This window comes from Aureimonas psammosilenae, assembly GCF_009176975.1.
GTDB classification, from domain to species: Bacteria; Pseudomonadota; Alphaproteobacteria; order Rhizobiales; family Rhizobiaceae; genus Plantimonas; species Plantimonas psammosilenae.
In genome coordinates, this window is the sequence record NZ_WEZG01000003.1 from 333,297 (window position 1) to 351,290 (window position 17,994).

Genomic DNA, 17,994 nt, shown 5'->3' on the forward strand with positions numbered 1-17,994 from the left:
GCCAGCGGTACGTTGCGTTGGGAGGAAACGCCTGCGTCCCTGGTTGCGGTCGAACAAGTCGCTCCAACCGATTTCGTTCCGGAGCTGGGAGGAAACTCCAGGGCCACGGTCTCGGCGACCTGACTTTCAAAGGATAATTCTTTCATCTTTTCCGAAGCTTGCGCCATTTCATCCGCTGGCTTCCGGGAAGGGTCGCCGGGGTTTCGTAGCCCTCCGATCGTCCCCCGATGCGCTTATCATGCCTGCGATTTGATCTTGGAACCGTTCTGATGATCTCTTGCGCTGCGATTTGCGGCTGCGCATAGTCTGCATCGACAGGCATTCCCCGAAAGACCGGCCCGACCGCATCCCGTGAAAGGAAGACGTCCATGAGCCTCATCGCGAAGCTTTCCGGCGCCGTGCTCGCCGCGGGACTTCTCGCATCGACCTCCGCTTCGGCGCAGGAAGCCGCCAGTTGCGCCACTGTCCGCTTGTCCGATGTCGGCTGGACGGACATCACCGCCACCACCGCCGTCGCCAGCACGCTTCTGAAGGGTCTCGGCTACGAGCCGGACGTGAAGGTTCTGTCCGTGCCCGTCACCTTCTCGGCGCTCAAAAGCAACGATCTCGACGCCTTTCTCGGCAACTGGATGCCCTCCCAGACCAACGAGGTCACCAAATATCTGAACGACGGCTCGATCGAACAGATCGGCGCCAATCTCGAAGGCGCGAAATATACGCTGGCCGTTCCGCAATATCTCTTCGATGCCGGCCTGAAGGACTATGCCGACCTGCCGAAGTTCCGCGATCAGCTCGAAGGCCGGATCTACGGCATCGAGCCGGGCAACGAGGGCAACGGCCACCTCATCGAGATGATCGAGGCCAACGATTTCGGCACCAAGGGCTTCGAGGTGGTCGAATCCTCCGAGCAGGGGATGCTGAGCCAGGTGTCTCGCGCCACGAAATCCAAGAAGCCGATCGTCTTTCTCGGCTGGGCGCCTCACCCGATGAACAAGAATTTCCAGCTCGCCTACCTTTCCGGCGGCGACAAATATTTCGGCGCGAATTTCGGCGGCGCGACCGTTTATACCGTGACGCGCAAGGGCTACTCGGCGGAATGCCCGAATGTCGGCGGCTTTTTGAAGAACCTCGTCTTCGATCTCGACGCAGAGAACACGATCATGGGTTCGATTTTGGACGACGGAAAGGACGCGCCGGTTGCCGCGGCCGAATGGCTGAAGGCGCATCCCGAACGACTCGACGCCTGGTTGAAGGGCGTGAAGACGAAGGACGGCGGCGATGGCCTGGCGGCGGTGAAGACGGCCCTCGGCTTGTCTTAAGGACTTTCCGCATCGGTCTGGCTGCGTCGAAGGGGTGCTCCACCAACGCTCCTTCCCCGCCGCCTCTTTCTTCAACAAGAGCGGAGACTGGCCGGCATCGTGAATTGGCTTCTGGAACACAAGCTGCCGGTCGGCGCCTATGCCGAAGACGTGGTCGACTGGCTGACGGCCAATCTCACCGCCGTCTTCGACGCCATCACAACCGGGCTCGATCTCTTCATCGGAGCCGTTCTCTTCGCGCTGGAGCGTCCGCACCCGCTGGCGGTGGTGGCGTTCTTCTGCGCCGTGTCCTGGATCAGCCGGCGCTCGGTGCCGCTGGTGCTGTTCACCCTGGCCGGTCTTCTCCTCATCATCAATCTCGGCTTCTGGAGGGAAACCACGCAAACGCTGGCGCTGGTTCTGTCCGCCACCGCCGTTTCCATGGCGATCGGCATTCCGATCGGCGTCGCGGCGGCGCGCCGGGAGTGGTTCCACGCCGTTCTGCGGCCCGTTCTCGACCTCATGCAGACCATCCCAACCTTCGTGTATCTCATTCCGGCGCTCATCCTTTTCGGCCTCGGCGTGGTGCCGGGGCTGGTGGCGACAGTGATCTTCGCGGTGCCCGCGCCCATCCGGCTGACGCGTCTCGGCATCGTCTCGACGCCCGCACAGCTCGTGGAAGCTGGGGAGGCCTTCGGCGCGACATCCATGCAGCGCTTGTTCAAGGTCGAGCTTCCCTATGCCCTGCCGCAGATCATGGCCGGCCTGACGCAGACCATCATGCTGTCGCTATCCATGGTGGTGATCGCAGCTCTCGTCGGTGCCCCGGGTCTCGGCGTGCCGGTTCTGCGGGCCTTGAATTCGGTGAACGTCGCGAAAGGCTTTGAAGCGGGCTTGGCGATCGTCATCCTCGCCATCGTTCTGGACAGGCTGTTCCCGGTCGCCGAGGGTAGGAGACGATGAGCGTGGCAGGCCCAAGCGTCGTTTGCTTTGAGAACGTCTCGATCCTGTTCGGGCGCAAGGCCGCGAACGCCCTGCCCCTTATCGACAAAGGCGCGACGCGAGCCGAGATCCGCGAGCAAACCGGCGTGATGCTGGGCGTCGCCAACGCTGATCTCGCGATCCACCAAGGCGAAATCGCCGTGCTGATGGGCCTGTCCGGCTCCGGCAAGTCGACCCTGATCCGCGCCATCAACGGTCTCGCACCGGTCACGCGCGGGCGTGTCCTGGTGGATACGGGACGCGGCACCGTGGACCCGCGCGCCTGCAGCGCCTCACGGTTGAGAGAGCTTCGCCGCCACGAAGTGGCGATGGTGTTCCAGCAATTCGCGCTTCTGCCCTGGCGAACCGTTTCGGAGAATGTCGGCTTCGGCCTGGAGCTTTCCGGCGTTGAACCGAAGCGACGCGGCGAAGCGGTGATGCGGCAGCTCGAACTCGTGGGTCTCGCGGATTGGGCCAATGCCCGCGTCGGCGAACTGTCGGGCGGGATGCAGCAGCGCGTCGGGCTGGCGCGTGCCTTCGCGACGGATGCGCCGATCCTTCTGATGGACGAACCCTTCTCGGCGCTCGATCCGCTGATCCGCACCCGGCTTCAGGACGAGCTGCTTCAGCTCCAGGCGCGCTTACGCAAGACTATCGTCTTCGTCAGCCACGACCTCGACGAGGCTTTCAAGCTCGGCAACCGCATCGCCATCATGGAAGGCGGGCACATCGTGCAAACGGGGACTGCTCAGGACATCGTACTGCGTCCTGCCAACGACTATGTCGCGGAGTTCGTGGCCCATATGAACCCCTTGAGCGTCCTGACGGCCGGCGACGTGATGACGCCGCTCGACCGGTCGGGCGACACGCCGCCGACTCGCATCGCCGGCAGCGCGAGTTCGGACACGCCGCTGCGCCGCATCCTGCCGGCTCTGGCAGGCAACGAGGGCGAGGTCATGGTGTCCGAGCAAGGGCGCATTCTGGGGCGCATCGGCGCGCAGGAGATCGTGGAGGCCCTCAGCCGACAGCAACGGAAAGCTGAGCTGCCCCTCGCTCGTTAGGCGGCCTTGGCCTCCATCCTTTTGCGAATGCTTTCGACATCCGCGCGGGGCGTCGCCGAAAACAGCGTGCGCGTATAGTCGTGCTGCGGATCGGCGAAGATCGCTTCCTTCGAGCGCTGCTCGACCGCCTCTCCGTAATACATCACCATCACGTCGTCCGCGATGAAGCGCACCACCGACAGGTCGTGGCTGATGAAGACATAGGTGAGGCCAAGTTCGTCCTGAAGATCGGCGAGGAGATTCAGGATCTGCGCTTGCACCGACAGATCGAGCGCCGAGACGGGCTCGTCGAGAACCAGAAGGCTCGGGCCCACCATCAGCGCGCGGGCGATGGCGATGCGCTGGCGCTGTCCGCCTGAGAACATATGCGGATAGCGGTTGTAGTGCTCCGGCTGGAGCCCGACCTTCACCAGCATTTCCATAGCCAGATCGCGCCGCTCGGAGGCGGGCTTGTCGGTGTTGAGAAGCAGCGGCTCGGTGAGAACGCTGCCGATCTTCTGGCGCGGGTTGAGCGAGCCATAGGGGTTCTGAAACACGATCTGCACCTTGCGGCGCAACTCGCGCGAGGGCTTGGCCGTCGCGATATCCACCGGCTTGCCCTCGATCAGAAGCTCGCCGGAAGTCTGCGGATCGATCAGGGTGAGAATGCGGGCCAGCGTCGACTTCCCGCAGCCGGACTCGCCGACGATGGCGAGCGTCTTGCCCTTCTCCACGGAGAAGTTGACGCCCTTCACGGCGTGAACGGTGCGGGTCTTGGCGAAGAACCCACGCTTCACATGGTAGTCGCGACGGATGTCGCGCGCCTCGATCACGGGCTGGCTCATCGGGCCGCTCCTCCAAGTTCCTCGACTGACACGAGTTCGGAAACGGTCGGCAGGCGGTCGCCCTTCGCGTTTTCCGGCAAGGCGGCGAGCAGCGCGCGGGTATAAGGCTTGGCAGGCGCGGTGAAGAGCGTCAGCACATCCGCCTCCTCCACCTTGCGGCCCTTGTACTGCACCACGACGCGGTCGGCTGTTTCGGCGACGACGCCCATGTCGTGAGTGATCATGATCAGCCCCATGCCGTGATCGGCCTGGAGCTTCATCAGAAGATCGAGGATCTGCTTCTGGATGGTGACGTCGAGCGCGGTGGTCGGCTCGTCGGCGATCAGCAGCTTCGGCCGGCAGGCGATGGCCATGGCGATCATCACGCGCTGGCACTGGCCGCCCGACATCTGATGCGGATAGCTGCCGAGACGCTCGGCCGGGTCGGGAATGCCGACCGCCGTCATGAGTTCCACGACGCGTTGGCGACGCTGCCGGCCGCGAAGGTCCGTGTGCTCGCGCAGCACTTCTTCGAGCTGGTAGCCCACCGTGAAGCACGGATTGAGGCTGGCGGTCGGTTCCTGAAAGATCATCGAGATGTCGCGCCCGATGATGGCGCGGCGTTCGCCCGCGCTCAGCGACATGAGATCCTTACCGTCGAAGGACATCTCGTCGGCCGTGACCGTGGCGTTCGCGGCCAGAAGCCCCATCACGGCGAGCATGCCGACCGACTTGCCGGAGCCGGACTCGCCGACGATGGCCAGAACCTCGCGCGAGTTCACGGAAAGATCGACGCTGTCCACCGCCTTGAAAGGGCCGGTGGAGGTGGCGAAAGTCACGGTGAGGTTGCGAACGGACAGAAGAGGCATCGGCTCAGCTCCGCTTCAGCTTCGGATCGAGCGCATCGCGCAAGCCGTCGCCGACGAGATTGATGGCGAGCACGGTGATCAGGATCGCGAGGCCCGGAAAGGTGACGACCCACCAGGCGCGAAGCACGAATTCACGCGCTTCGGCCAGCATCGTGCCCCATTCGGCCGTCGGCGGCTGCGCGCCCATGCCGAGGAAGCCGAGCGCGGCGGCTTCGAGGATGGCGTTCGAGAAGGACAACGTCCCTTGCACGATCAGCGGCCCGAGGCAGTTCGGCAGGATGGTCATCACCATCAGCCGCAAAGGCCCTGCCCCGACCACCCGCGCGGCGGTCACATATTCCCGCTGTTTCTCGGCCAGGACGGAAGCGCGCGTCAGGCGCACGAAGTGCGGCTGCAGGACGAGCGCGATCGCGATCATCGCGTTGCCGAGACCCGGCCCGAGGATCGCCACGAGAACCAGCGCGAGCAGCAGCGACGGAAAGGCCAGGATCACGTCCATGATGCGCATGATCATCGTATCTACCCAGCCGCCCACATAGCCGGCGAGGAGGCCGAGCACGATGCCGGTGGACACGGCGAGCGATACCACGATCACGCCGACGAAGAGCGAATAGCGCGAGCCATAGATGAGGCGCGACAGGAGATCGCGGCCGACGGCATCGGTGCCGAGAAGATAGGCGGCGCGCCCGCCCGCATCCCAGACCGGCGGCAGAAGAAGAGCCGAACGGTCCTGCACGGCCGGATCGTGCGGCGCGATCACGGGCGCGAGCAGCGCGACGAGAACGATCAGCCCGAACACGACGAGGCCGATCACCGCGCCCTTGTTGACGGAGAAATAGTACCAGAACTCGCGAAGCTGCTGGCGGCGGATGTTTCGGGGAGCCTGCCGGGTCGGGATATCGGTCCCCACCCCTTCGGCTGCCTTGCCGGCGTCGATCTGGCTCATCGTGTACGCACTCGCGGATTGATCGTGCCGTAGAGAAGGTCGACGGCGAGGTTCACCGCCATCACGATGACGGCGATCATCAAAAGGGCGCCTTGCACAACCGGGTAGTCGCGCTTGAACACCGAATCCACCAGCCACTTGCCGATGCCGGGCCAGGAGAAGATCGTCTCTGTGAGGATCGCGCCGGCCATCAGGACGCCGATCTGGAGACCGATCGTGGTGATGACGGGGATCAGCGCGTTACGAAGCGCGTGGATCGCGACGATGCGAAAACGCGACAGGCCCTTGGCGCGGGCTGTGCGCACGTAATCCTCGCCGAGCACTTCCAGCATGGCCGAACGCGTTTGACGGGCGATCACGGCAAGCGGGATCGTGCCGAGAACGATGGCGGGCAGGATCAGGTGGCTGAAAGCGGAGGAGAAGGCGCCGGCCTGCCCGGATATCAGGCTGTCGATCAGCATGAAGCCGGTGACGGGCGTGAAGAAGTAGAAGAGCGAAATCCGTCCGGAAACCGGCGTCCATTGCAGGATGCCGGAGAAGAAGATGATGAGGAGAAGGCCCCACCAGAAGATCGGCATGGAATAGCCGACGAGCGCCGTGCCCATGATCGTCTGGTCGAGCCAGGAGCCGCGCTTCATGGCCGCCAGAACGCCGGCCGGAATGCCGATGACGATGGCGAAGATGATCGCGACCAGCGCCAGTTCGAGCGTCGCAGGAAAGAGGTTGCCGAATTCGCGGATCACCGGCTGCTTGGTGACGATGGACTGGCCGAGATCGCCGTGCAGGACGTTCCAAAGATAGGAGAGGTACTGCTCGTAGAGCGGCCGGTCGAAGCCCAGCGAAACGCGCAGGGCCTCGTAGCGCTCGGGCGTCAGGCCGCGCTCGCCCGCAATGGCGATGATCGGATCTCCGGGCAGCATCCGGATGAAGAAGAACGAGACGAGCGTGACGCCGAGGAAAGTCGGTATCAGAAGCCCGATCCGTTTAAGAACGAACGAGAGCATGGATTTTCAGGCCTTGGCGCCGAACTGTCAAAAACGACGCGGGCGCCGCAGGACGATGGAGTCCGGCGGCGCCCGCGAATGGTCGTGAACTTACTCGGAGATGTCGACGCCGTCGAAGCGGTGCGAACCGAGCGGGTCCATCGCGTAGCCCGTCACCTTCTTGGAAACCGGCAGAACCACGGTGGAATGGGCGATCGTCGCCCAGGGGGCTTCCTTCTTGAAGATCACCTGAGCTTCCTCGTAGATCTTGGCGCGCTCGGCCTGGTCCGGGGTCCGCGACGCCTTCTGGATCAGCGCGTCGAAATCCTTGTTGCACCACACGGCCTTGTTGCCGGAGCCGACGCCGTTGCAGCCGAGAAGCGGGGTGAAGAAGTTGTCCGGATCGCCGTTGTCGCCGGTCCAGCCAGCCATCACGATGCCCTCGTGCTTGGGATCGCCCGCGAGCTTGAGGTACTGCGTCCAGTCGTAGGAGATGATTTCGGCATTGATGCCGACCTTGGCGAAGTCCGCCTGCACGAGTTCGGCCATGCGGCGGCCGTTCGGATTATAGGGACGCGCGACGGGCATGGCCCAGAGCTTCACCGAAGCGTTGGCGACGCCGGCCTTCTCCAGAGCGGCCTTCGCGGCCTCGGGGTCGTACTTGTCGTCCTCGACGGCGTTGTTGTAGCCCCAGAGCGTCGGCGGGATCGGGTTCTTGGCGATCTGGCCGATGCCGGGATAAACGGCTTCCAGAATGGCGTCCTTGTTGATCGCCATATTCATGGCGCGGCGCACTTCCGGCTTGTCGAAGGGCGGCTGCGTCGTGTTGTAGGCCAGATAGCCGACATTCAGGCCGGACTGCTCCATTACGTTCAGCGAGGCGTCGCCCTTCAGGCCCGGAATGTCGGCCGGGTTCGGGTAGGCGGCCATATGGCATTCACCCGCCTTCAAACGCTGGATACGCACGGAGGCATCCGGCGTGATGGCGAAGATCAGATCGTCGATGGCCTGCTTGCCGCCCCAGTAGTCCGGGTTGGACTTGTAGCGGATCACCGCATCCTGCTGGTAGGCGACGAAGGCGAAGGGACCGGTGCCGAGCGGCTGCTGGTTCAGCTTCTCGGGCGTGCCGTCGGCGATCAGCTTGTCGGCATATTCCTTCGACATGACCGACGCGAAGTCCATCGCGAGCGTCGCGAGCATGGGCGCGTTCGGCTCGTTCAGCGTCAGCTTGACCGTGGAGTCGTCCACCTTCTCCCAGGCCTTTACCAGCGTCGGCAGGGCCATGTCGCTGTAGTAGCCATAGGTCGCGTCGCCGGCATAGGCGGCGAACGGGTTCGACTTGTTGAACTGGCGATCGAAGGTGAAGATGACGTCGTCGGCGGTCAGGTCGCGGGTGGGCGTGAAGAATTCGGTGGTCTGGAACTTGGCACCCTTGCGCAGATGGAAGGTGTAGGTCAGGCCGTCCTCGGAAATCTCCCACTTCTCAGCAAGGCCGGGAACCACTTCCGTGGAGCCCTTCTTGAACTCCACGAGGCGGTTGTAGACCGTCTTGGAGGAAGCGTCGAACGTGGTGCCGGCGGTGTAGAGGCCGGGATCGAAACCTTCCGGCGAACCTTCCGAGCAGTAGACGAAGGTCTTGGCGGAAGCCGCCGAGCCGAGGGTCAAGGCCAGCGCGGAAGCCGCAAACAGCACCGACATTCTTTTCATGCTGAACTCTCCAAAAGCATGAGCAGGCGACTCTTGCCCGCGCGGCGGCATCCCATCCTTTTAGCAAGCTTCGCGCAAGCTTATTTTTCCGGCATTCACTCGAAAACGATCTTTGGTGCCTTGATGTTAGCGTGAGACACCCGCTCGAGTTGGCGGGAAACCTCTTCCGCGATGGCACGGTAGACTTTCGCGTGCGGCCCATCCGGATCGGTCGCCACGACCGGCCGACCGGCATCCGACGTTTCGCGAATCGTCATCTCGAGCGGCACCTCGCCGAGAAAGGGAACGCCCAGCCTTTCGGCTTCCGCCTTCGCCCCGCCATGCCCGAAGATATCGTAGCGCTTGCCGGTATCGGGGGCCACGAAGTAGCTCATGTTCTCCACGATGCCGAGCACGGGAACGTCCACCTTCCGAAACATCGCGAGGCCGCGCCGGGCGTCGATCAGCGAGAGGTCCTGCGGCGTCGACACGATCACCGCGCCGGCGAGCGGCACCTGCTGCGCCATGGTGAGTTGCGCATCACCCGTGCCCGGCGGCATGTCCACGACGAGGATGTCGAGCTTGCCCCATTCCACCTCGCGCAGCATCTGCGTCAGCGCCGACATCACCATCGGCCCGCGCCAGATCATCGGCGTTTCTTCCTCCACCAGAAGGCCCATGGACATCGCTTTCAGACCATAGGCCTCGATCGGCATGATCGTGCGCCCGCCGGCGCTTTGCGGCTTTTCCCGGATCGCCAGAAGGCGCGGCACCGAGGGGCCGTAGATGTCGGCGTCGAGAAGGCCGACGGACAGGCCCAGCGTTTGGAGGCCGAGCGCGAGGTTGACCGCCGTCGTGGACTTGCCGACACCGCCCTTCCCGCTCGCCACCGCAATGATGCGGTCGATACCGGGAATGCCTGGTTTGCCCGAACTCGACGGCCGGGGCGCAGGTGGGGCCGGCCGGGCGGCGGGCGCGGCGGGCGCGCTTCCCGCCTGACGTTCGGCCGTCAGCACCACGGTCGCGCCGGACACGCCTTCCACGGCCGCAGCAACCTCTTCCGCGCGGCGCCGCACCGCCTCGAAGGCGTTCGCCTCTTCGGCCGGCACCGTCAGCGAAAAGAACGCCTTTCCATCGGCGACGATGATCTGGGACACCATCCGGCGGGAAACGACATCCCCTTTTCCGCCGGGAGTCTCGACGCCGCGCAAAGCGGCCTCGATACGATCGCGGATTTGCGTATTCATGCGATATTCTCCGAACCGGCCGCGCCAGAACCGTCGCGAAACCAGGAATGGATGAGATAGGCGCATGTGGCGCATCGCGAAACCACCTATGGCCGGATTGCGAAGCGGAAGTGGGGCAAGAAAAATGAGCCGAACCGAAAGCCAGGTTCTCCGGCCGCTGGACGACGATGCAAGGCGGCTGGCGCGACGCCTCGTGCGGGCGGCGCGACATGCGGCTCTGGCCAGCCTTCTGCCGGAGAACCAAGGCCCGCACGCGAGTCGTGTGCTCGTCGCCAGCGACGAGCTCGGGCGGCCGGTGCTGCTGGTTTCCATGCTGGCAGTGCATGCCGGCGCGCTTCTGGCCGATCCACGATGCTCGATCCTGTTCGGCGAGCTAGGCGCGGGCGATCCTCTGGCGCATCCTCGGCTGAGCTTGTCCGGAAGAGCGTTTCCGCTTGAAGGCGAGGACCGGGAAACCGCGAGGGCGCGGTTCCTTGCACGCCACCCTTCAGCCGAATTCTACTGCGACTTCGCCGACTTCCGCTTCCTCCGTGTCGAGCCGACGCATGGAAGCCTGAACGCCGGCTTCGCGCGAGCCTACGAACTCGGCGCGGCGGACCTTCTGGACGAGGACTGCGAGACGGCCTTCACCCTCCGCCTGAAACGAGCCGCCGACCATATGAACGACGACCACGCCGATGCGGTGGACGCCATCGCCCTTCGGCACGGAAAAGCGGAAGGAACCGGCTGGCGCATCGTGACGACGGACGCTTCCGGCTTCGAGATCGCAAAGGACGACGAATTGCGACGGGTCTTCTTCACGGCTCCCATTCGCCACGCAGACGAAATCCGCGACGCCTTCGTGACGCTGGCGAAAAGTTCAGCCTGACGAGCCGATGGCGTAGCCTTCCGGGCAGGCGGCACGGAAGCGGTTGCCGCGCGGCGTCGCGAAGATGCACTGACCGGGATTGTTGGCGGCGTCCCCGACCACGCGGTCCCTCGGTCCCGGAGCCGGTTCCGAAATCTTGCCCGTTCGAAACGGAGTGCTTTCGGCGCTGTCGAGCCCGAAGACCGCGTTGAAGACAGGCGGCAGGTTGCCGGAATCCGATCGGCATCCTGAAACTAGGAGCACAACTGCGACGGCGCCCCCGACCTTCATGAAGGACAAACCGGACCGGACGAAGGAACAGGCAGGAGATGTCATCGGCACTTCGGGAACCCAAAACGACAAAGGCACCGTCCTCCCGAACGGTGCCTCGCACAAGACCTAACGGTGCAATTCGATTACGGGCACGCCGCCACGTAACGACGACCGTCGCGGTCGCGATAAACGCAATCGCCGGTCCGGCTGTTGCGGCTGATTACGTTGCCGGCGACCGCGCCGGTACCGGCGCCGATGGCACCGCCGATCAAAGCGCCGCGCCCACCGCCGGCCAAACCGCCGATGCCGGCGCCAAGAAGACCACCGGCGCCCGCGCCCAGAGCGGTATCCTTATCGGTCTGCGAACAGCCCGCCGTAGCGACCATCAGACCCGCCGCCGCGCACAACATCAACTTTTTCATCTAACGCCTCTGAAGCTCACGTCCCAACATGCATCTGTCGCGTAAAGTCCCACCTTCCAGTGTCGAACACGAAAAAATTCACGTTCGACCGCCGAAACGAGCAAGATCTTCATCGGGACGCCATGATTTTCGGTGCCGTATCGAAGCGCAGTTCCAGACGACCATCGCGCCCGAGCGACCAGTCCACGGAAGCGGCCGACGCCAGAGTCGCTTGATCCACGTCTTTGCAGGTTCCGAATAGCTTGGTGGCCTTCAAACCGTCGAGACGCATCTGGATATCGAGGTCGCGATGGCAGGAGTTCGCATCGGAATAGACAGGAGCCACGACGGGGACAATCCGGCAATCCGCCAAGTTTGCGTCGCATCCGACGATCATCATAAGGGCGGCGACGGCTTCCATGACACTGAACTCCTTTGGGAATTCAATGTTCTCGGAGCGTTTAAGTTCCGTCGCGTCAGGCGCTCGCGGTCGGGGCGTCCAGCTCCTCGAACTGCAGATCAGGGACGCTCAGCCTGTAATGCACACCTTCGCGCCGATATGTCAGGCGAGCGTGGCCTCCGACGGAATTGGGAACGATACGCTCCAAGGTCGACGTACCGAACCGAGGATCGTGATCGCCGCGAACCTGCGGCCCCCCACTCTCCTGCCATTCAAGACAAAGAACGCGTTCGCCCTCCTCGTCCTCGATGCTGGAATTGATCGCGACCCGCCCGCCCGGCACGGACAAGGAGCCGTAGGAGGCAGCGTTCACGGCCAGTTCGTGCAGCGCCAACCCGACATGAAGTGAAGCCGTCGGCGAAAGGTAGACATCCGGCCCCCGGAACGAAACCTGCTCCATACCGTCCGGCGCATAGCGCTCGACCTGCATTCTCACCAGATTGGCGAGATCGGCGCCACGCCAGTCGGTGTCCGTCACGATATCCTGCGACGACGACAGAGACTGGATGCGACCCCGGAACCGCACGAGAAATTCTGGAACCGTCACGGAATGCCGGGCGGTCTGGGATGCGAGGCTCTGGATGATGGCGAGAAGATTCTTGGAGCGGTGCGAAAGTTCGCGAAGCAGTGTCTTGAGAGTTTCCTCGCGCCGCTTCTGCTCGGTCACGTCGAGCGACGTGCCGACCAGACCGATCGCCATGCCATCGACATTGCGCTCCACATCGACCCGGACATCGAACCACTTGGTTGTCGACCCGCGCATGACCGAGAGTTCGAAATGCGCGGGCTTGCCGCTTCTCAAAACCTCGCGCTTGATCGCCACAAGTCGAAGCGAACTGGCGTCGCCGAGAACATCGCCGTCGTCCTGACCGACTTTCGCATCGGCGAGCCAGGAATCGCCGGCATTGTAGATCCAATCGTAGGCGAGCTCGAAATTCTGCGAAAAGAGTGTCAGCTCGGTATTGCCGAGTGCGGCAAGTGCCTTTGCCGCTGTCGAGCGGCCGGCATCCATGGTTTCCATCGCACCGACGCCTTCACGATCCCGGACAGACGCTGAGGTCAGGCCATCCGATGCCTCTAGCGCCCCGTCTTCATTCATCATCGCCGGCCCGGCACGTTCGAGAAACGACCGGGTAGCGCCGACATGATACGATGATGGACCTGCTTCGGTTTCATCGGGATCGTCATCACTTCAGCATCCTTGCCGATGACGATCCCTGCCTCAGGAATAACCGATAGTGAAAATGGCGCCGAACCGGCGACCGCTTCGCCGCTCATCGCTTTGCGCCTTATGCCGCGACGCGACTTTCGCTGTCGAAGAACAAGGCTTGACTGATAAGCGCCTTGACCATGTCCGGGTTGAAAGGCTTCGTGACAAGGAATGTCGGCTCCGGCCGCTCGCCGGTCAGCAGGCGCTCGGGAAAAGCAGTGATGAAGATCACGGGAACGCTGACGCGCGCCAGAATGTCATTCACCGCGTCGATGCCGGAAGAGCCGTCGGCAAGCTGGATATCGGCGAGCACCATGCCCGGCCGCTCCTGCTCGAAAAGCGCGATCGCTTCCTTGTGGGTGCGGGCGATGCCCGTGACCTTGTGGCCGAGGCTTTCCACCATCTGCTCGATGTCCATCGCGATCAGCGGCTCGTCCTCGATGATCATGATCTCGGTGGAGACCTGACGGCCGATGTCGGAACTCGCCTCGTCGATCAGGCGCGAGAACTCTGCCTCGTCGACACCGAGGATCACGGCACCTTCTGTAGCGGTGAAACCCTCCACGGCGATCAGCAGAAACGCCTGACGCGGCAGCGGCGCGATGGCCTTGAGGTTGCGGGACGTCCGCTCTTCCCAGGCCGAAACGGGCGCGTCCTCGCGAATATTGACGTCGATCGACTGCCAAAGGGAGGAAAACAGACGGTAGAGGGCGATTCTGGGGCTTTCGTCGCTCTTGAAGAGGCTGGGATCGGCGATCAGCGTTTCAAGCACGGCTGCGACATAGGCATCGCCGCTCGCCTGCGAACCGCTGAGCGCTCGTGCATAGCGGCGCAGATACGGAATATGCGGGGCAATGCGGGACGACATCGACATGAATTCTCCCCTCGCGTCGATACTGAGGACTGCAGGCCAAGATAGGTGCTCGCGGCGAAGTTCCCATAGCCTCCGCCCCTTCGGCACAACAAAAAGGCGTCAGAGTTAAAAACGGGCGGTCGAAGCGATCTTCTCAACCATGACCAAGAAAGCGGGGCGATGGCATCTTGAGAAAGGGAAGCCCCCTCTCATCTATGTCATCAACGAAGATCGTGCGGATCGCGGCCGACAGCCGGGGAAGCGCGACAGACCGGCACAGGCGCAAGGCAATTGATGGAAGATCGTGAGCGCGAGGGCAGTACCGTGCAAACCAGCCACGCAGGCCCATCAGGCACTCCGGCTGCCGATTTGGGCGTGAACACCGCGATCGGCAGGAAGCTCAAGGCATTCTACGACGATGTTGCGAGCGAACCTGTTCCGGATCGTTTTTTGAGCCTTCTCGACGCTCTCGACCAAGCAGAGCAGACGTCGAAGAAGTCGGGCCGCGAATAGGAGGGCCCATGACCCAGGACATCGAGTTCCGCAAGGAACTGATCGCCATCATTCCCAACCTCCGCGCCTTCGCCGCGTCGCTTTCCGGCTCGTTCGACAGGGCCGACGACCTTGTGCAGGAAACGTTGGTGAAGGCTTGGGACAAGCAGCACACGTTCCAGCCCGGCACCAACCTGAAAGCGTGGCTCTTCACCATCCTGCGCAACGAGTTCTACACGCAGATGCGCAAGAAGGGCCGCGAGGTGCAGGATGTCGACGGCATCCATGCCATGCAGCTCGCCGGCCATCCGGAGCAGCAGGGCCACCTCGACCTGCAGGATTTCCGCAAGGCGCTGGACCAGCTCCCCGACGACCAGCGCGAGGCCCTGATCCTGATCGGCGCGTCCGGCTTTTCCTACGAGGAAGCGGCCGAAATCTGCAAATGCGCGGTTGGCACCATCAAGAGCCGCGTTTCGCGTGCCCGTTCCCGCTTGGCCGACGTTCTCGGGATCGAGGGCGACGGCGAGTTCGGACCGGACTCCATTTCGAGCCAGATCATCGGCATCGCTCCGGCGGCGTGAAGAACTGGAACCTCGGGGCAGATGCCCCATTTCCCCGCCGGGAACACGGCGGGTTTCGCCGAAACCGTTCAGCCGGCTGGCCGCACTGCGGCCGCGTTCAGTAGAGGAAAACCATGCCGTCCGACGCACCTTCGCACAACGAGTTCGAAAACAACGCCGCGAACGGGCAACGCCCGGATCAGGCTGATCTGGAGCAGCAGATCGGCAAGCTTCGCGAGGATGTCGCCGGGGTGGTGGAGGCTTTAAAGGGCCTTGCCAACAACCACAGGGACAATGCTCGTCAGCAGGCCTTCGCGCTTCGTGACGACCTTCGCGCCCAGGGCGAGCATTATCTGCGCCAGGCTCAGGACACGGCGAACGAGCTGGAAGAACAGGTCAGCGAGCGCGTCCGCGCCGAGCCGATCAAGTATGTCCTGATCGCGGCTGCGGTCGGCTACGTCTACGGCCGTCTGTTCCACTGATGCCGTTCGCGCTGATCACGCGCCTTCTGACGGGAGAAGCCGGGCTTTATTTCACCCGGCTCAAGAACATGGTCGTGTGGTACGCGATCATGGGAGTGTTTCTCCTTGTCATGGCGATCTTTCTCCTGATCGCCCTTTACTCGTGGATCGCCGGGGCTGTCGGTCCGATCCTCGCGGCGCTGATCTTCGCGGGTGCGTTTCTGGTTCTCTCGCTGGTGGCGTTTCTTTTGGGGAGGATCTCCGGTCAGCCGCCACGCAACAAGGATGAGGACCGTCTCCAACGCGATATCGCCTCAATCGCAGGCGTCACCGCGATGGCGAACGCCCCGCAACTGATGCGCCTCATGCAGCGAAAGCGGGGGTTCATCATCGTTCCCGCCGCGATCGCCGGCTTCTTCGGACTCTACAAGGCGATCGCCGCCTTGAGGGATCGGTAAGCTCATAAAAACCAACGGGCCGCGGTTCTCGTTCGAGAAGCGCGGCCTTCCTTTTTCGGCAGCAACAAGAACGACCGGGAGAAGCAGATGTCGAGAATGGACCCGCAGGATGCAAGGCAGGGGCGCAAGGGCACGCCGGTTCTGCGCATTCTCATTATCGCTCTCGTGCTGGCGGTGATTGCCGGCATCGGCATGGCGATCTATGGCAGCGTCCTGCCCGACCAGACACTTCCCGAGGGCGGCACGGGATCGGGCGTGACATCGCCGTCGCAAAGCTCCGCCACGCCGCCTGCCTCCAACGGGTCGGTAGTGACACCTCAAACGTCCGGCCCGTCATCGAGCGGCGACACGGCGAACTGAGAGCCGGGTTTTCCGAGGAGTTCCATGCCCATGTCCGATTTCGACCGCGCCGCCGATCCGGCAAGCACCCTTCGCGTTCAGCAGAAAGCCGGCGCGGAGCAGGCCGTCACGCAGCAGGAAATCGACGATGTGCTGAACGACGCGAGCCTCTCGCCGGCGGAGCGTGAAAACCGCCTGACCGATCTTCGCCAGCGCATTCTGGACAGCGAACATGAACAAGGGGACGAGGAATACGCCCCCCTTCAGGTCCGCATCATGGATGCCCTTTCCATGCTGGCGGAAGGCGGCCACGATTATACGGGACGCCACCATGTGGAAGGCGATACCGACGACATCTCGAAAGCCTGACCCACCGGGTCAGGCGAGTTCGCCATCGACGGCCTGAACGTCGATATTGCGATCCGACAGGAAGCTCGCATCGCGAGGTACGAGGGCTTTGAGCGCCTTCGGGTGGATCACGACTTCGGACCGCGTCGCCACCTCCTCCAGTTCCCCGTCCCTCACGGCTCGGTTCTGCCGCCGACGATGGTGATAGTCGAAGACGATCCGTTGCGCGGTGTATACGGCGAGATATGGGCTGTTGCGCCACGAGCCGAAGAGGATCGACAAGGTCAGGCGCGCGACGGCCAGCCGATCGGTGGTGCGGCAGATATAGATGCCGAGCTCGCCGCCGCGCGGATCGTCGGCATAGGGCAGATGCCCTTCGCCATAAAGATTGTTCGAGACGGCCAGCGCAGGGGTCTTCAGGAGCTTGCGCTCGCCTTCGATGCCCACCTCGACTTCCACGATCGGCATTCTGCGCAACGTCGTCATGATCGCGCGCGTCGAAGCGAACATCTTGCCGAAGCGCGAGCCGTAATGCAGCTTGTCGCGCATCCTCACGATGCGGGCATGCATCCCCACGGCGAACTGGTGGACGAAGGGCTTGCCGTTCACCGTCGCGATATCGACATCCGCGATCCGGCCATCGGCAAGGGCGGCGATGGCTTCGGGAAGCTGCTGCGGAATTTGAAGGGTGCGGGCGAAGAGGTTCATCGTGCCGGCCGGCAGGATGCCGAGCGCGATCGGGCGACCCATCAGCGCTTCGGCCGCCGAGGACACGGTCCCGTCCCCTCCTCCGACCAGAAGCACGTCGATATCGTCACGCGCGGCGGCCTTCTTGATCGCTTCGCCGATTTCGGACCCGTGGGGCAGTTCCGTCTCGATCTCGTGGCCGTGCAACGCGAACTCGCTTTCGATCGTCTGGCGCAGTTCCTCCAGATCCATCGTTCGCAAGGTGCCGCCGTCGGCGTTCAAGATGACGTGGATCTTCATGGAAGCGCATCCGGGCGAGTTCACTGGTTGCCTATCTAGTGCAGGAAGTTTGACGCCAAGGCGGTCCGCCCGCTCGTCTTCCGCGCGAGCGCTCTAGATTCTGCGCCGTTGACGCGCTCGCGTACCGGCAAGGGCCGGAAAAACGGCGCTTGTTCGGAGAAGACCGTCGTGGATCTCATCAAGTGGATTTTCATCCTGCTCATCGTGGCCGCCATCGCGAGCCTTCTCGGATTTCGCGGCGTGGCGGGCGCTTCCGCCGGCATCGCGAAAGTCCTCATTTTCGTCGTGCTCGCCGTGATCCTCCTGGCGGTGCTTTTCGGCTGGTTGACGCTCAAGATTGTTTGATTTCCAGACTACCGCCGCATAGGGCGCCTGCAGCCAAAAACGTTGCGTGATCAAGGAACCGGAACACGGATCGCCTCCTTCTAAAG

At 63.3% G+C, this 17,994-nt stretch carries 24 protein-coding genes; 11 read left to right on the forward strand and 13 right to left on the reverse strand.

What is annotated here, in order from left to right; genetic code table 11:
• Positions 1–368 precede the first annotated feature (368 nt).
• From F9929_RS08260 to choV, 3 genes are all read left to right on the forward strand, one after another.
• Positions 369–1,319: a choline ABC transporter substrate-binding protein gene (locus tag F9929_RS08260; RefSeq protein WP_152046078.1), complete on the forward strand. Its 951-nt coding sequence runs from the start codon at positions 369–371 to the stop codon at positions 1,317–1,319.
• Between the two features lie 99 nt (positions 1,320–1,418).
• A complete protein-coding gene (gene choW, locus F9929_RS08265; protein ID WP_152046079.1) occupies positions 1,419–2,261 on the forward strand; it encodes a choline ABC transporter permease subunit in 843 nt (280 codons plus the stop codon).
• Positions 2,258–3,340: a choline ABC transporter ATP-binding protein gene (choV, locus tag F9929_RS08270; protein ID WP_152046080.1), complete on the forward strand. Its 1,083-nt coding sequence runs from the start codon at positions 2,258–2,260 to the stop codon at positions 3,338–3,340. The genes choW and choV overlap by 4 nt, the downstream gene beginning before the upstream one ends.
• On the opposite strand, the gene F9929_RS08275 is transcribed toward choV, so the two are convergent.
• From F9929_RS08275 to F9929_RS08300, 6 genes are all read right to left on the reverse strand, one after another.
• Positions 3,337–4,164 (reverse strand): dipeptide ABC transporter ATP-binding protein, encoded by an 828-nt coding sequence (locus F9929_RS08275; RefSeq protein ID WP_152046081.1) that lies wholly within the window; start codon positions 4,162–4,164, stop codon positions 3,337–3,339. The two genes, choV and F9929_RS08275, sit on opposite strands and share 4 nt — an antisense overlap.
• The gene (locus F9929_RS08280; protein ID WP_152046082.1) at positions 4,161–5,012 is read right to left on the reverse strand and encodes an ABC transporter ATP-binding protein; all 852 of its coding nucleotides are present in this window, start codon (positions 5,010–5,012) and stop codon (positions 4,161–4,163) included. Before F9929_RS08280 ends, F9929_RS08275 begins: the two co-directional genes overlap by 4 nt.
• Positions 5,013–5,016: 4 nt before the next feature.
• On the reverse strand, positions 5,017–5,958 hold the full coding sequence (locus F9929_RS08285) for an ABC transporter permease subunit (RefSeq protein WP_152046083.1): 942 nt from the start codon (positions 5,956–5,958) through the stop codon (positions 5,017–5,019).
• Positions 5,955–6,962 (reverse strand): ABC transporter permease subunit, encoded by a 1,008-nt coding sequence (locus tag F9929_RS08290; protein WP_152046084.1) that lies wholly within the window; start codon positions 6,960–6,962, stop codon positions 5,955–5,957. The genes F9929_RS08285 and F9929_RS08290 overlap by 4 nt, the downstream gene beginning before the upstream one ends.
• A 90-nt stretch (positions 6,963–7,052) precedes the next feature.
• Complete coding sequence (locus tag F9929_RS08295) at positions 7,053–8,648, reverse strand: ABC transporter substrate-binding protein (protein ID WP_152046085.1); 1,596 nt, start codon at positions 8,646–8,648, stop codon at positions 7,053–7,055.
• A 95-nt stretch (positions 8,649–8,743) separates the two neighbouring features.
• A complete protein-coding gene (locus tag F9929_RS08300) occupies positions 8,744–9,874 on the reverse strand; it encodes an Mrp/NBP35 family ATP-binding protein (RefSeq protein WP_152046086.1) in 1,131 nt (376 codons plus the stop codon).
• Between the two features lie 124 nt (positions 9,875–9,998).
• Between F9929_RS08300 and F9929_RS08305 the strand changes: the two genes are divergently transcribed.
• Positions 9,999–10,742, forward strand: a complete 744-nt coding sequence (locus F9929_RS08305) for a HugZ family pyridoxamine 5'-phosphate oxidase (RefSeq protein ID WP_152046087.1) — start codon at positions 9,999–10,001, stop codon at positions 10,740–10,742.
• Here the strand turns inward: F9929_RS08305 and F9929_RS08310 are convergent.
• The 6 genes from F9929_RS08310 to F9929_RS08335 form a co-directional block, all read right to left on the reverse strand.
• Positions 10,734–11,057 carry a hypothetical protein gene (locus F9929_RS08310; RefSeq protein ID WP_152046088.1) on the reverse strand — a complete coding sequence of 108 codons (324 nt, stop codon included), beginning with the start codon at positions 11,055–11,057 and terminating at the stop codon, positions 10,734–10,736. The two genes, F9929_RS08305 and F9929_RS08310, sit on opposite strands and share 9 nt — an antisense overlap.
• Before the next feature lie 80 nt (positions 11,058–11,137).
• Complete coding sequence (locus F9929_RS08315; RefSeq protein WP_152046089.1) at positions 11,138–11,416, reverse strand: glycine zipper domain-containing protein; 279 nt, start codon at positions 11,414–11,416, stop codon at positions 11,138–11,140.
• A gap of 109 nt (positions 11,417–11,525) precedes the next feature.
• Positions 11,526–11,816 carry a hypothetical protein gene (locus tag F9929_RS08320; RefSeq protein ID WP_152046090.1) on the reverse strand — a complete coding sequence of 97 codons (291 nt, stop codon included), beginning with the start codon at positions 11,814–11,816 and terminating at the stop codon, positions 11,526–11,528.
• A gap of 55 nt (positions 11,817–11,871) precedes the next feature.
• Positions 11,872–12,876, reverse strand: coding sequence for a sensor histidine kinase (locus F9929_RS08325; RefSeq protein ID WP_235919113.1), 1,005 nt, complete (start codon positions 12,874–12,876; stop codon positions 11,872–11,874).
• A 77-nt stretch (positions 12,877–12,953) separates the two neighbouring features.
• Complete coding sequence (locus F9929_RS08330) at positions 12,954–13,133, reverse strand: hypothetical protein (RefSeq protein WP_152046091.1); 180 nt, start codon at positions 13,131–13,133, stop codon at positions 12,954–12,956.
• A gap of 11 nt (positions 13,134–13,144) precedes the next feature.
• Positions 13,145–13,939 (reverse strand): response regulator, encoded by a 795-nt coding sequence (locus F9929_RS08335; RefSeq protein ID WP_152046092.1) that lies wholly within the window; start codon positions 13,937–13,939, stop codon positions 13,145–13,147.
• Positions 13,940–14,212: 273 nt separating this feature from the next.
• Here F9929_RS08335 and F9929_RS08340 point away from each other — a divergent pair, with 273 nt between their 5' ends.
• From F9929_RS08340 to F9929_RS08365, 6 genes are all read left to right on the forward strand, one after another.
• Positions 14,213–14,431 carry a NepR family anti-sigma factor gene (locus tag F9929_RS08340; RefSeq protein ID WP_193227659.1) on the forward strand — a complete coding sequence of 73 codons (219 nt, stop codon included), beginning with the start codon at positions 14,213–14,215 and terminating at the stop codon, positions 14,429–14,431.
• Between the two features lie 8 nt (positions 14,432–14,439).
• Entirely contained in the window at positions 14,440–14,991 is a 552-nt protein-coding gene (locus F9929_RS08345; protein WP_152046093.1) for a sigma-70 family RNA polymerase sigma factor, read from the forward strand.
• Positions 14,992–15,104: 113 nt separating this feature from the next.
• The gene (locus F9929_RS08350; RefSeq protein WP_152046094.1) at positions 15,105–15,452 is read left to right on the forward strand and encodes a DUF883 family protein; all 348 of its coding nucleotides are present in this window, start codon (positions 15,105–15,107) and stop codon (positions 15,450–15,452) included.
• Positions 15,452–15,889 carry a phage holin family protein gene (locus tag F9929_RS08355; protein WP_152046095.1) on the forward strand — a complete coding sequence of 146 codons (438 nt, stop codon included), beginning with the start codon at positions 15,452–15,454 and terminating at the stop codon, positions 15,887–15,889. The genes F9929_RS08350 and F9929_RS08355 overlap by 1 nt, the downstream gene beginning before the upstream one ends.
• Positions 15,890–15,976: 87 nt before the next feature.
• Positions 15,977–16,249 (forward strand): hypothetical protein, encoded by a 273-nt coding sequence (locus F9929_RS08360; RefSeq protein ID WP_152046096.1) that lies wholly within the window; start codon positions 15,977–15,979, stop codon positions 16,247–16,249.
• Positions 16,250–16,279: 30 nt separating this feature from the next.
• Positions 16,280–16,597: a hypothetical protein gene (locus F9929_RS08365; protein WP_152046097.1), complete on the forward strand. Its 318-nt coding sequence runs from the start codon at positions 16,280–16,282 to the stop codon at positions 16,595–16,597.
• A 9-nt stretch (positions 16,598–16,606) separates the two neighbouring features.
• Here the strand turns inward: F9929_RS08365 and F9929_RS08370 are convergent, their stop codons facing one another.
• Positions 16,607–17,563 (reverse strand): diacylglycerol/lipid kinase family protein, encoded by a 957-nt coding sequence (locus F9929_RS08370; protein ID WP_152046098.1) that lies wholly within the window; start codon positions 17,561–17,563, stop codon positions 16,607–16,609.
• 168 nt (positions 17,564–17,731) lie between these two features.
• Here F9929_RS08370 and F9929_RS08375 point away from each other — a divergent pair, with 168 nt between their 5' ends.
• Positions 17,732–17,908 (forward strand): DUF1328 domain-containing protein, encoded by a 177-nt coding sequence (locus F9929_RS08375; protein ID WP_152046099.1) that lies wholly within the window; start codon positions 17,732–17,734, stop codon positions 17,906–17,908.
• The last annotated feature ends 86 nt before the right edge of the window (positions 17,909–17,994 follow it).